Annotated in this window: 11 protein-coding genes; 4 read left to right on the top strand and 7 right to left on the bottom strand. The window is 47.0% G+C overall.

Annotated features, from left to right (window positions below; all coding sequences use genetic code 11):
• The first annotated feature begins 170 nt into the window (after positions 1-170).
• Positions 171-1,661, top strand: coding sequence for an NCS1 family nucleobase:cation symporter-1 (locus EIZ37_RS06975; RefSeq protein WP_134683871.1), 1,491 nt, complete (start codon positions 171-173; stop codon positions 1,659-1,661).
• A 109-nt stretch (positions 1,662-1,770) separates the two neighbouring features.
• Here EIZ37_RS06975 and EIZ37_RS06970 read toward each other — a convergent pair whose 3' ends face one another.
• The 5 genes from EIZ37_RS06970 to EIZ37_RS06950 form a co-directional block, all read right to left on the bottom strand.
• Complete coding sequence (locus tag EIZ37_RS06970) at positions 1,771-2,118, bottom strand: PTS lactose/cellobiose transporter subunit IIA (protein WP_134683870.1); 348 nt, start codon at positions 2,116-2,118, stop codon at positions 1,771-1,773.
• Positions 2,119-2,139: 21 nt separating this feature from the next.
• Positions 2,140-2,460: a PTS sugar transporter subunit IIB gene (locus tag EIZ37_RS06965; protein WP_134683869.1), complete on the bottom strand. Its 321-nt coding sequence runs from the start codon at positions 2,458-2,460 to the stop codon at positions 2,140-2,142.
• 14 nt (positions 2,461-2,474) lie between these two features.
• Positions 2,475-3,914, bottom strand: coding sequence for a glycoside hydrolase family 1 protein (locus tag EIZ37_RS06960; RefSeq protein WP_134683868.1), 1,440 nt, complete (start codon positions 3,912-3,914; stop codon positions 2,475-2,477).
• Between the two features lie 25 nt (positions 3,915-3,939).
• The gene (locus EIZ37_RS06955; RefSeq protein ID WP_134683867.1) at positions 3,940-5,262 is read right to left on the bottom strand and encodes a PTS sugar transporter subunit IIC; all 1,323 of its coding nucleotides are present in this window, start codon (positions 5,260-5,262) and stop codon (positions 3,940-3,942) included.
• 277 nt (positions 5,263-5,539) lie between these two features.
• Entirely contained in the window at positions 5,540-7,453 is a 1,914-nt protein-coding gene (locus EIZ37_RS06950; protein WP_134683866.1) for a BglG family transcription antiterminator, read from the bottom strand.
• A gap of 664 nt (positions 7,454-8,117) precedes the next feature.
• Here EIZ37_RS06950 and EIZ37_RS06945 point away from each other — a divergent pair.
• Both EIZ37_RS06945 and EIZ37_RS06940 read left to right on the top strand, forming a co-directional pair.
• Entirely contained in the window at positions 8,118-8,354 is a 237-nt protein-coding gene (locus EIZ37_RS06945; protein ID WP_134683865.1) for a hypothetical protein, read from the top strand.
• Between the two features lie 113 nt (positions 8,355-8,467).
• Positions 8,468-8,773, top strand: coding sequence for an NIPSNAP family protein (locus tag EIZ37_RS06940; protein WP_134683864.1), 306 nt, complete (start codon positions 8,468-8,470; stop codon positions 8,771-8,773).
• A 331-nt stretch (positions 8,774-9,104) separates the two neighbouring features.
• Here the strand turns inward: EIZ37_RS06940 and EIZ37_RS06935 are convergent, their stop codons facing one another.
• Positions 9,105-9,458, bottom strand: a complete 354-nt coding sequence (locus tag EIZ37_RS06935; protein ID WP_134683863.1) for a VOC family protein — start codon at positions 9,456-9,458, stop codon at positions 9,105-9,107.
• Between the two features lie 244 nt (positions 9,459-9,702).
• Positions 9,703-10,467: a phosphotransferase family protein gene (locus EIZ37_RS06930; RefSeq protein WP_134683862.1), complete on the bottom strand. Its 765-nt coding sequence runs from the start codon at positions 10,465-10,467 to the stop codon at positions 9,703-9,705.
• A gap of 738 nt (positions 10,468-11,205) precedes the next feature.
• Here EIZ37_RS06930 and EIZ37_RS06920 point away from each other — a divergent pair.
• On the top strand, positions 11,206-12,648 hold the full coding sequence (locus tag EIZ37_RS06920) for an MFS transporter (RefSeq protein ID WP_205683805.1): 1,443 nt from the start codon (positions 11,206-11,208) through the stop codon (positions 12,646-12,648).
• Positions 12,649-12,852 lie beyond the last annotated feature (204 nt).

Raw genomic sequence — 12,852 nt, 5'->3', positions numbered from 1 at the left:
TGACCCCCGGAGCGATTTTCGTTCTCCGGGGGTTTTCGTATGCGAAAATATTGCAAGAACATTCTGTCATTACTCCTTTTTCTGTCCAATATACTTAAGCATCTTGGCTGACAGACAACACCGTACAACGCTGTCTGCTAGCCAATCCATGAAAAAGGAGGGAACATGCTATGAAATCACAAGTCGAGGTGGATGGCATTGTCACGCTTACTCCGGAAGGCGAGAAACTGATCAAAGACAGCCCTTTATACAATGAGGGTCTGAGGCCGACCACCCTGGCCGAGCATCACTGGACTTCCTACAACTTTGCCAGTCTCTGGATCGGGATGTCCATCTGTTTGCCAACCTTTTCGATGGCCGCGGGACTGATCTCTTTGGGAATGAACTGGTGGCAGGCGATCGGGACGATTATTTTGGGGAATCTCATTGTTCTTATTCCTATCTTACTTAATTCCCATGCCGGCACGAAATTCGGCATTCCGTATCCCGTTTATGCCCGTCTCTGGTTTGGTTCAAAGGGTACCCACATTCCATCGATGGCCCGTGCGATCGTCGGGGCTGGATGGTTTGGGATCAACTGCTGGTTTGGCGGGGCCGCAATCGATACGCTTCTGGTGGCCAGCACGCCGTGGGAGCATGTGCCGGCTCATCTGCCTATCGCGTTCCTCGTATTCTGGGCGTTCAACGTATGGATTGCCTATCGTGGTCCGGAAGCGATTCGCAAAATGGAGTTTTGGGCAGCACCTACGCTTGTCGTCATGGGGCTAGCCCTGTTGGTCTGGGCGGTTACCTCTGCAGGCGGCTGGGGGCCCATGCTGTCCGCCCCTTCTACCATCAGCTCGACGGGAGAATTTTTTAAGATCTTCTTCCCTTCTTTGACAGGTGCCATTGCGTTTTGGGCGACGCTCGCCTTGAATATCCCAGACTTCTGCCGCTATGCGAAAAGCCAGCGCGCACAGATTATCGGCCAAACAACATCCCTCCCCACCACGATGGGGCTGTTCTCCTTTATCGGGGTAGCTGTTGCTTCAGCTACGGTCGTGATTTATGGGGAAGCCATCTGGGATCCCGCTGCCCTGCTTGCCAAGTTTTCTCCGTTCGTCATTTTCATTGGCACGCTGGGGATCATACTGGCGACACTCACGACCAACGTCGCGGCAAATATCGTGGCACCCGCACGTGCGGTGGAGAACCTCTCCCCGCGCAAACTTACCTTTGGCATGGGTGCGATTATCACCGGAATCTTTTCTTTGTTGATGCAGCCATGGTATTTGCTGGATAACTTTGGCAACTATATTTTCCTCTGGTTGGGTACGTATGGGGCGCTTCTTGGCCCCCTGGATGGTATCGCCATTGCCGATTACTGGCTTGTGAGGAAGAAGCGGATTCATCTGGCCGAGCTGTATCAGACAAACGGACGATACAGCTACAAAGGCGGCTTTAACTATGCTGCGATTTACGCGATGCTTTTCGGGATTGCTATCCCGATTATTTGCCGCTTTATCCCTGGTCTCTCCTTTGTGTGGGACAATGCCTGGACATTTGGGCTTTTCCTGTCGATGTTTGCCTACACATGGCTGATGCGCAGCGACAGCAGCCTTGTCAGCGAGACTGAATACAAACAAATTACCCAATTTGGCAATGCCCGCAGCGTTTCCTAAGCTATTCGAAAGAAATCGAGACGCTTTTCACAAAAGAAAAGGTGCTTGGCCGATCAAACGGCTCAAGCACCTTTTCTTTTGCAATTCGTTACCATAATGCCTGACTAACTCAAACCGACGCTTCTCTGCCAGCTCCCATTGTGCTCATCTTTTTATACATTTCGAGCATTTCGATGGCCATGATTTTGATGGTCTCTGTGGTGAGCATCTGATCTTCCGCGTGCATGAGCAGCAAGGAAAACGGCAATTGTTCCCCGCCTGCTTCTCTCTGTATCAGCGAAGCGTGTACCAGATGGATTTTTGCGTATTTTTCCTGGCCGGATTGAATCAGCTTCCAGGCATGCTCAAAGTTTTCGTGTCTGGCTTCACGTATGGCTTCTACAAAATCACTGCGCGCCTCCCCTGCGTACGCAATAATTTCAAAAGCGGCTGCTTGCATTTGCTCCAAGCTCTCCATCCACTCCTCCTCCTTTACACGCTATTTTTTGGCGATCTGCAGAGCGCGATCGAGAATCTTCGCTCCATTGGCGGTGCCATACAGGAGAGTATCCATCACTTCGACCGGGATGCCGTATGGCTTCGCCTGGCTTTCCGCTTCGGCCTTCATGAACCGTACCTGTGGGCCAAGCAGGATGGCTACGACGTCATTGCCGTACAGTTGCAGCTCCTCCTCGATGGTTTCGCCAGGAATGGCGTATATCTCGTATGCTTCCCCGCGTTTTTTTGCTTCCTCTTTCATTTTTGACACGACAATCGATGTCGACATGCCTGCTGAGCAAGCCAAGATGATCCGTTTCATCCGTATCCCTCCTTCTATTTACATGCGGCTTCGTTCTTCACAATCAGCTCTCTGGTACGGATGAGTTCACGGTACCAGTACGCTGACTTTTTCAAATGACGATTGCGATTGTCCTCCAGGTCGATTTCAACAAGACCATAGCGGTTTTTAAACGCATTCATCGGAGAGACATTATCCGTGAAGGCCCAGAGCATGTAGCCTTTGCAGTTGGCACCTTCGTCCACCGCCTTTAACAGCTCCTTCAAGTGATCCGTGATGAAAGCGATCCGGTAATCATCCTGTATGATCTGTTCTTCGTTTTTATAGGTGGCCTCATTTTCCACACCCATGCCATTTTCAGCGATGAACCATTCGATATTGCCGTACTCTTCCTTTAAGCGGATTGCCATATCGTACATGATCGGCGGATAAATCTCCCAGCCGCGGAACGGATTCATTTTTCGTCCGGGCAAATCAAACATTTCGTAATAGTACGACGGATGAAACGGGGTGCGCTCATTCCACGCGGTACTCCGAGCCTTGACCCGATGGGGGTAGTACAGATTGATTCCCAAAAAGTCGACCGTGTTGACTTGGATTGTCTGCAATTCCTCTGGAGTCGATTCAAAAGCGATATCATGCTTTTCCAGCAGCTCAAGCAATTCTTGCGGGTACTCCCCTTTCACGGCAGGATCCAGAAAGACTCGATTGAAAAACAAATCATAGATTCTGGCCGCTTCCTGATCATGGGGAGCGGATGAACGCGGATAGGTGACTTCTGGATTTACGATGACCCCGATCTTGGCTCCGTTGCGTTCCCGATATCCTTTTTCCTTGAACAGCTGCACCACTTTCGCCGTGGCGAGCGCTTTGTTAAAATTCCACTGCATCCATTTTCTCGTATTTTGCTCAAACGGATAGCGGATCGCGTCAAGATATACCCGGGTCTGCACGACGATCGGCTCGTTAAACGTAAACCAAAACTTCACTCGATCGGCATAACGTTCAAATACCTTTTCGGCATACGCAACAAACCATTCGACTACTTGCTTGGAACCCCAGCCTCCATATTTCTCAAACAAGGCAGCTGGCAGCTCGTAATGCTCCAGACATATCATCGGCTCTACGCCATTTTTCAGCAATTCATTAATCACATCGTCTACATAGCTGGCATACTCGTCATCGACAACGGCTCGCTCGTAATCGGTCAAAAAACGTGACCAGTTGATCGAGGTCCGGAAATGGGTAAGCCCGATTTCCTTCATCAGGGCGATATCTTCCTTGTAGCGATTGCGAAAATCCGTGGCAATCCCCGGCCCGTAGCCGTTGTGCCAGACATGCTTATTGTTCTTATACCATAGATCCATATAGGAATCTTGATTTTCTTTTTTGCCTGACCAGCCCTCGGTCTGCCATGCCGATGAAGCTGCCCCGATGATAAAATCAGCGGGAATTTTCAACGTATTGGTTTCCATCCGAGATACTCCTTCTCTCCATCGTTTATGCGCTGTGTGTCAGCTCCGTTTGTTGATCCATGTCTTTTTTGTTGGCGATCATGACAAAGGGTAGATAAATCAAGGTGGCTACGGCGAGGCATATGATTTGCGTGATCACCGCACCCCAGCTGCCAGCCGTCGATAACCATGCGCTCAGGATGACCGGCGTCGTCCACGGGACCATCACCACTGCTTTTCCGGCAAAGCCTGTCGCCGTAGCGATATAGCCAATCGTCCCGGTCACAAGCGGTGTCAAAATGAACGGAATGGCCATGAGCGGATTCAGCATGATCGGCAGTCCAAAAATGACGGGCTCATTGATATTAAAAATGCCGGGGCCAATCGACAGCTTGGCAATGCTGCGCATATCGGTACGTTTGCTGGCGATGAAGATCGCAATCAATAATCCGAGTGTCAAACCGGAGCCGCCGATCGTCATGTACACATCCCAGAAAGGCATGGTGATAATATTGGGAGCCTCTTTCCCTTCTTGAAAGGCCGTCATGTTCACCGCAATGGCTCCCAGCAATAGCGGCTCGCGAATCGGTTTGATCATCTGGTTGCCATGGATGCCGATCACCCAGAAAATTTGGGCGACGAACATCAACGTGAGGATGCCAGGCAGCCCCTGCACCACGCTTTCCAGCGGCTGCTGGATGATTTTATACACTGCTTCATGCAGATACAAATCGGTCACATTGTGGAAAACAAAGCCCAAGGTCGCGGTGAGTAATACGGTAATAATGGCTGGAATCAGAGAGGAGAACGAACTGACTACATTGGAAGGGACGCTGTCCGGCATCTTGATTTTCAGCCTGTCAATTCTCCCGAGCTTGCAATAGATCTCCACCGAGAGAATCGCCATGATCATTCCCAAAAACAAGCTTTTTGGATCGGAGAACTGCCTGGCCAAGACATCTTTGACCATCGTCGCCGTGCCATTCACATCAAGCTCCAGTGTGGTAGGAATCACAGAAATAAAAGCAATTAGCGCCATCAACCCGGGAAACAGCGATTTTTCCCCATTGATTCTCCCCAGCTCGATCCCGATCAAAAAGACCGCGCCTATGGTGAGGAAGTTCAATGTCGCGTAGCTGATGGCCGACATGATCGGCTTGTAGTCAGCTAAAAAACGAAACGCTTCAAAATGCGCCAAGCCGCTTTCCGTCCCCATGATCATGTTGGATACCAATGTCGCGAACGCACCGGCGATAATCACGGGCATCAGTGTGACGAACGCTTTTTTGATCGCCATGATATACTTCTGATTGGTGATCTTGTTGGCAACGTTGCCAAGGACCTCTACCGCTTTCTCTTTTGCACTCATGGATGTTCCCCCCTTCGTTTTTTCCCGCCTCGCAACAGGTTCCCTTGCAAAACACGAAACAAGTTCATGCAGTCGCCACCCTCTCTTCATCCCTTTGAGACCGCTTTCATAAATCAAGGATACGAGAAAAGCGCTTTCAACTACACGCATCCTTTTTCCTTCTGAAGCGGAAAAAATTGTCCGAAGAAAGCAAAAAAGCTGCCTTATGTCCGATGTCTGTAAGCCATCGCCGTGCAGCTTCGTTTCTTTGTTTTTGATTATTTCTTGAATCACTTTTTCATCCGTGATGTTGCAATACGTGGGTCAATTCTTCATAAGATTCTAATCGAAGCAATTGGTTGACCAAGGCTGCATCGTCTACCATCTTGACTAGGAAGTTGTACAGGGCTTGCAGTTCATTCTTCTTTTTCCTCTGAACACTTAATAAACAGATGAGCTGTACACGATCGTGTCCCCACAGTATCGGCTTATTTAACGTGCAAATGGACCAAAAGGTGTGGTCGGTTACCGGGCGGATGGGATGCGGAATCGCGACCAAGTTGCCAAAGCTCGTCGGCGAAACGGCTTCTCTCTCCAACAATAGTTCTTTGAAATCATCCGGAATCATGCCCAGCGGCTGTATCTTCTCCACCAGAAAATCGATGACTTCCTCCTGTGACCTGCAGTCTTGTTTAAAGAATGCCAGCTCCGGTTGAATGAATTGGAGCGTTTTCTCTCGCCCCTCGTTCAACACCATCCGAATCTTGCTAATATCCTGATCCCCTAAAATCGTATTCACGTCCACAACGGGAACCGGCAGCGCATTCTGGATGGGGATCGTGCTGATGATAAAATCTAGTGCTTCCAGTGGATATTCATGCAATTCGAGCAGACTGGTTGTCCCTACTATCTCCAAACGAGTGCCAAAGGTCGCCTGAAGCTTATAGTAAATGAGCTGAGCGCTTGCTACTCCCGTCGCGCATACGATCAGGCATCGTTTCGCATGGGTTCTCGTTTGCGCGCGCTCGATCGCGGCTCCTACATGCAGGGCCAGATGACCAATTTCATCTTCGTCCATCTGAATATTCAAGCTATCGTACATGCTTTTCCCCATGAGAATACCCGCTTCGAATGCGATCGGATAACGCTGCTTGATCTCTGGCAGCAACGGATTGCGAATATTCATTCCATAGTGATACCGATTCAGCGCTGGTTTTAAATGCAGACTCAGTCCCATTATCAATTCTCGATCGTGCTGGATGCCCAGATGCAGCTGGTTTTCCACATCGGCTAACAGTTTTTGGGTCAGCTCCATGATATTCGGATCGATCACCGTCGTCAGCTGGCCCCCATTGGCATGCTGGTAGGCAACCTTTTTGCTTCCCATCAAATGAATCGTGACATAGGCGATCTCCTCTTCCGGAAAGTTCAGCTGCAGGCCCTGTTGAAGTGCCTCTACGATGTTCGCCGCTGCCGAATATTCAGCCTGCTTGCGGATATGCTGTAAATCCTCCGTGGTCATGGACACTACATTTTTGTCCAAGATGCGTTTGCAGGCAATGGCCAGATGGATCACCAGATTATTCAAACCGATTTCGGACAAAGGGATTGCTGCCGCTTTGGCATGCTGCTGGATCGTTCCGCGAATCATCGCCAACTGCTCCTCATTCCACATCGAGGAATGATCTTCGTTCCGAGCAAATACATACTCGGCCATACAGTAACGCAGCTTATGCTCTTCTCCTGCGATTTTCAATCCGTAATTCGGTCTCTTTTCCAGTCGCAGCTCGTATTTCGAGAGTACGGCCCGCACTTCCTTTAAATCATTTTTGATCGTAGATTCACTGATAAACAGCTCATCGGAAAGGGTTTTCAATTTGACATAGGATTCTGCGAGCAGGAGACGTTTCATTAAATAGCCGACACGGAGTTTGGGATCATCGGGAATATCGTGGCGAGCGCTGTTATGTGCGGTGATGATCTGTAAGAAATGGCGAAATGCAGGGGGATCGGTGAGATGCAACGAATATCCCTTTCTCCGATCAGCGTGAATATGGGCACCGTGCTTGCTTAGTGTATCCGACAGCTCACGGATATCGGTTCGTACGGTGCGTGGGGTAATGTCATAATGATTCGCCATCTCTTGCCCAGAGATTTGACGATCCATTTGCATCAGCAGCTGCAATATTTTTTGCTGTCTCAACGTTAACATGAATTCACCGGCCCCCTTCCCACTCTCTCTATCTGTAGTAAGTATATATGAATGCCAGGGATCCTTGTCTATGGGTAGGTTGGATTTTCCTTCCTGCAAACTAAAACCTTACTGCTTCTTGTTCTTTGAAATTTAGTTCTGTATAACACAACGGACTTGAATAAAGGTTGGTGTCCTGTATGGGCTTCAGAAATAGGTGTAGGTGGTCCATAAGAATATAATCATTGGTGCCGTGTAAGCTGCGGCTCTTTTTTACTTTGGTGAGGCGATGCTATCCCTAAGAGTGACATTACCGAAGCACGAAACGTTTTGTACACCGCGCTCGGAACACCTGCCATGTGTGGATTAAACCCTTCGTTATTCATTCATCCGATCACCAACATGTCGAATAATATATCAACATGATGAAATCGCATGATTGGCAATGTAACACTTTATAGCACTTTCATTCCTTTTATTCCTTTTATTCCTTGGGGTTGTTTCGTGTCGCAAGTTTTTTGTTCATTTTCCTCAATAACTAGTTTGCTAACTCCACCGACACAAATCTATTTGATCTCAGCTAAGATCGATAAGTTGCCAACTTGTTGATTCCCACCTGGTTTTCATTACTGTGATATAATAAAAGTAAAAATTATGGGGTGTTGTATTGAAGAGACAGTTTTTGATGATTGTAAGTGATGTAACAAAACCACAAATGGATAGAGCCATCGAAGCAGTAACCGTTTATAACGAATTCATTGAATTGATTCCAATCGAATCTAAATGTGATAGAGGCTATTGCTTATACATGGATGTCCAAAAAGGCGATGTTACTAAAACAGTCTTAGATACACGAACATTCATGACAGGTTGGTTTAAGACTTTAAAAATCAGATGTGATTCAAATCCAAGAGACTTTTAACAGTCTTTTTTTATTACACATTTTGTTAATTTCCGATCTCCCACAATCATTTCTCCACTAATTCCCTGAAATACGGTAAGATTAAGCAAAATAGCAGTGTTGGGAGTGGAAAAATGGTTACTTGTTATTTGAAATATGTCATCGATCCATACCAGGTTGATGTTTTTGAAGAGTATGCAAAAATGTGGATTCCTCTCGTCAATAAGTTTGGCGGACACCATCATGGTTATTTTCTACCTCATGAAGGGGCCAATAACATCGCCTATGCCCTTTTCAGCTTCCCAAGTTTGGCTAAATATGAAGATTACCGAAAGAAAATACTTGTAGATGAAGAGTGCAAGAAAGCATTTACCCTTGCTGAGCAAACGAAATGCATTATCAGTTATGAAAGAAGTTTCCTACGCCCGGTTCTTGAATAAAAAGATCTCCGATCTCGCCCATCTTAAGAAAGGTGGGCATTTCAGATTTTATAGGCCGGCGAAGAAGGTTGTTTAACATGGTGCCTAGAGTCCAATCGTTAGTCTGACTCCGCGATCACAGTGCATCATAGATTGTCGCACCCTTTATAGGTAGCACGTATAGGAGATTAATCTTTTTTGTTGCTGCACCAGCCTGCCTATTTTATTTTTGAGGTCTGTTATGTTGTCGTTTATTTAATAAGCAAGAGGCACAGCTTTTTTAAATTTTTTTTGGCAGGGCTTACTTGATTGTTGCTTTTTTCCTTTTTTTCTGCACGCCCTGACCGCTGGTCTAATGTCCATGAGCAAGGATGTTGATAAGCTTGCCAAATGGGTCTCGGACATAGAATCGCCGAACTCCCCAAGGCTCATCAGCAAGTCCATATTCTATCGTATATCCAGCACTCTTCATGCGTTCAAACACCGCATCGACATCATCAACTTCAATCGATAGATCAGGCGTAGGCGTATTGGAGCCGCCCTGTGAGGCGAAACTTATTTGAACGTTCTCCTCCCCGGGTAAGCCGTATGTTTCAATCCAACCATGATCCATCAATAAATCAAGTTCGAGCACGTCCTGGTAAAAGCTTTTGGCTGCCGAAACATTCTGCGTATTAATATTGGCGACAATTCGTTTTACCCTCATTTTCAGACCTCGATTCTAAAAGTAAACTATTCCAACTTGGAAAAACCTGCCTTTGTTTTCAATATCCCAGATCATTATCACTTAACTGCCCGCTCAAATCCCAGAAAAATGAAAATTTTTGGCGTTTGAACAAAACCGAGCGCCTCCATTGCAACTTCTAACACACTTATATTAGGGTAAAATCCTGCGAATTCATGAGATTGAGAGAGGAAACTGAATCACTTCGAGGGAGCGTAACGCCCGATTAAAAAAACTCATACAATCCTTCATCGAAATACTTGAACTCTTCCATTGTTACTCTATAACGAGTATACCCCTCATAAAAGGCTTCTAATAAATCCGGCTCATTGATAATTCCCCTAATCGCCAAGGATTCATCATATCGTGGGTCTCCTACTGTCATACCAGCAACATCGATGAACATACTTATCTCTCCATCTATTACAAGGACATTATCTGTTGTGCAGTCACCGTGAATCATTGTTTCATTAACAGGTAAGGGTCTATTCAGTATTAGAGATTCCAACAGTGTCAAATCACCCTCGCTTTGTCCACTATCAACATAGCTTTTCGCCTTTGCCAGTTGGCGATCTAGCCAATTATCCACGCGCTTAAGTGGTTTTAATGGACTTCCTTCATGAAATCGATTTAGAAATCGACCGAAGCTCCGAAGCAACTGTTTCTTTTCCAATGATGTACCTTTTTTAAGAGCAGTAGTTAAAGTGATGCCATCCTCTAATGACATAAGTAAATGACTGCTATCTAATTCATCAAAGAATCCATAGTACCTAGGGATCGGTATCCATTCATCTTGGAGCATTTCTAATATTTGAGCCTCATCCTTCAACCACAACCGATACTTTTCCTTATCAGCGCTTTTAAGTATGTAGGATTTTTCTTCCGTTACAATACGACTTACTTCTGATGTGCAACCTTGCTCGTCCAATATCACGACAGCCTTCACTTGACCTATTACTTCTTCGATTTTCTCAAATACAGCATTTTTCATTATAACAGTCCTCCATAACACCAATGTCATAATGAATTGAGCCATAATCATGGACGTATGGCTAGCTGCCGTTTCGTAAAGATCCAGCTAACGTTCCTCGTTAGTTCAGCGAGAAGATACGTTATAAATCTGACGACAAGCGGCAACGTTTTAGATAAAGACTAATTACTAGGCTGGACAAGGTCAGCCGCTTGTCGATCGAATACCCTGCATGGCTTTTTTAGAGCAGACAACATGATCGTGTGAAATTACAAGAAGTGAGTTGACATAACGGGCGGTATCCAAATAGGTACTGCCTTATTTTACTTCAGGTCTAGCAAAACCCGTGGAGCGATTCAATTAAGCTCTTGAAACGGTCAGTCTTTAAGAGATAATAAATCCGTTTCCCCTCCCTGCACTCCTGAATGAAGCCTGCGTCCTTCAATTCCTTCAAATGATACGACAGCTTCGACGACGAAATGTCACCCAAACCGAGCTTCAGATCCTCCGGACAGATGGCATGAGCATAAGCCGAACAGACTGGCGACTGATAAACCTCCTGTCTTCCCTCTTTAAGAAGCATCAATATTTTTAGCCGTATCGGATCGCTGAGTACTTTAGCCGCTTGAGCTACTGAAAATTCATCATTTTGTCTCATGGAAAAATTATACCATCATATTCTTGACATTTCAATTTTATTTGAAATATAATCACCTCGAAACAATTCAAAAAAAATTGAAATGTAGGAGTGATCGATTAATGTCTACCGATCAACAAACTCGGCTTAACGGCGAAGCACCGAAAATGGCTACCATGAAGCAACGAGCCTTGGGATGGAGTCTGGCTTTGCTCGCTTTGGCCCAGCTTATCTACGGGCTCGATATCAATATCGTTTTCGTAGCTCTGCCTGAGATCGGCCATGGCCTTGGCTTCTCGGAACAGTCGCTGCAATGGGTGGTCAGCGCCTACACTGTTTTCTGCGGGGGCTTCCTGCTTCTTGGAGGGCGTGCTGCTGATTTGCTCGGACAAAAGCGAATGTTTATTTTCGCGTTGGTCCTTTACGCGCTTTCGTCACTATTGGGAGGTTTGGCCTGGAATCCGCTCGTCATCGTTATCGCCCGTGCCATTCAAGGTATAGGAGCGGCTTTCCTATTTCCGGCCACGTTATCGCTGATCAACCGGTTGTTTGAGGAAGGGCCGCGTCGGAACCGCGCTCTTGCCGTATGGGGCGGCGCCGGCGCCAGCGGACTGACAATCGGCTCTATCTTGGGCGGGGTTCTGACCAATGCGTTCGGCTGGGAAGCTGTCTTTTTGGTTAATGTTCCATTAGCGGGTATTGTTGCACTAGCTGCACTGTTCGTTATCCCCCGTGACGAGCAGCGGAATCAAAAGCGTCATTTTGATATACCCGGCGCTGCCTCTGTAACCACAGGAGCTACGCTTCTGGTATATGTTCTTGTACAGGGACCCGAAATTGGATGGGATTCCCAGAATATTATCATTAGTGCAGTGCTTTCCCTAATCCTCTTGTCGATCTTTGCCCTTATCGAAGTTCGCAGTACTGCTCCTTTAATGTCGATACATCTTTTCCGTAACCGCAGCTTGGTTGCCAGCATGGTCTTAACATTCATATACATGGGAACGTTCGGTGCTCTGCCATACTTCCTGACTACTTTATTTCAGAACGTGCACGGATACACTGCTCTGCAAACCGGGCTTGCCTTCATCATTCCATCATTAGCGATTGCCGCGGGCACTCAGCTCGGCGAACGGCTGGCTTCCCGTTTGGAGGCACGAAGCACGCTGCTTATCGGCATGAGTATCGGAATTGTCGGAACAATACTGATTCCGTTAGGGGCGTACACCGACAGCAGCTATCTCATGATCGTTCCGGGGATCATTATTTCCGGCATCGGCCAGGGCATCACATGGACCGGCATGTGGATCGCTGCATCAAACGGTGTAGCCCCAGAAGATCAAGGCGTAGCATCCGGAATAGCTTCGACCACATTAAACATCGGTAATGCCATCGGGCTTGCCATCTTGATTGCCATCGCCAACTCTGGCATTCAGGGAATGACGGGCGAACCTCTGCGTGAAGCATTGGCTGCAGGTAATCGAACAGCCATTTATCTAGCGGCAATAGGCATCTTATTTGGTGCGATAATCGCTTTGTTTCTACCTCGAAAACGAAAAATATGACGGCTATCGCAGCTCAAAAAAACCGACCAAAACGACGTAATATGTTTTCACGTGGTTTTGGCCGGCACAAATTCAATAACCCCTTCGTTTGCTTCCACGCCCATTAACCAATATCAGGAACTCCAACTTTCGCCGAGCCTAAGGTACGGTATGACAAAACCAGAGCATTTTCAGTAGTGAACCGAAATACATCCCCAATTTTAA

Origin of the sequence: Brevibacillus migulae, from assembly GCF_004521915.1 — a bacterium.
Lineage (GTDB): Bacteria > Bacillota > Bacilli > Brevibacillales > Brevibacillaceae > Brevibacillus_F > Brevibacillus_F migulae.
This window is presented reverse-complemented; position numbering and strand designations above follow the sequence as displayed.

Coding starts and splice junctions, on each gene's coding strand:
- EIZ37_RS06975 (WP_134683871.1), top strand. CDS start 171: ATGAAATCACAAGTCGAGGTGGATGGCATTGTCACGCTTACTCCGGAA.
- EIZ37_RS06970 (WP_134683870.1), bottom strand. CDS start 2,118: ATGGAGAGCTTGGAGCAAATGCAAGCAGCCGCTTTTGAAATTATTGCG.
- EIZ37_RS06965 (WP_134683869.1), bottom strand. CDS start 2,460: ATGAAACGGATCATCTTGGCTTGCTCAGCAGGCATGTCGACATCGATT.
- EIZ37_RS06960 (WP_134683868.1), bottom strand. CDS start 3,914: ATGGAAACCAATACGTTGAAAATTCCCGCTGATTTTATCATCGGGGCA.
- EIZ37_RS06955 (WP_134683867.1), bottom strand. CDS start 5,262: ATGAGTGCAAAAGAGAAAGCGGTAGAGGTCCTTGGCAACGTTGCCAAC.
- EIZ37_RS06950 (WP_134683866.1), bottom strand. CDS start 7,453: ATGTTAACGTTGAGACAGCAAAAAATATTGCAGCTGCTGATGCAAATG.
- EIZ37_RS06945 (WP_134683865.1), top strand. CDS start 8,118: ATGATTGTAAGTGATGTAACAAAACCACAAATGGATAGAGCCATCGAA.
- EIZ37_RS06940 (WP_134683864.1), top strand. CDS start 8,468: ATGGTTACTTGTTATTTGAAATATGTCATCGATCCATACCAGGTTGAT.
- EIZ37_RS06935 (WP_134683863.1), bottom strand. CDS start 9,458: ATGAGGGTAAAACGAATTGTCGCCAATATTAATACGCAGAATGTTTCG.
- EIZ37_RS06930 (WP_134683862.1), bottom strand. CDS start 10,467: ATGAAAAATGCTGTATTTGAGAAAATCGAAGAAGTAATAGGTCAAGTG.
- EIZ37_RS06920 (WP_205683805.1), top strand. CDS start 11,206: ATGTCTACCGATCAACAAACTCGGCTTAACGGCGAAGCACCGAAAATG.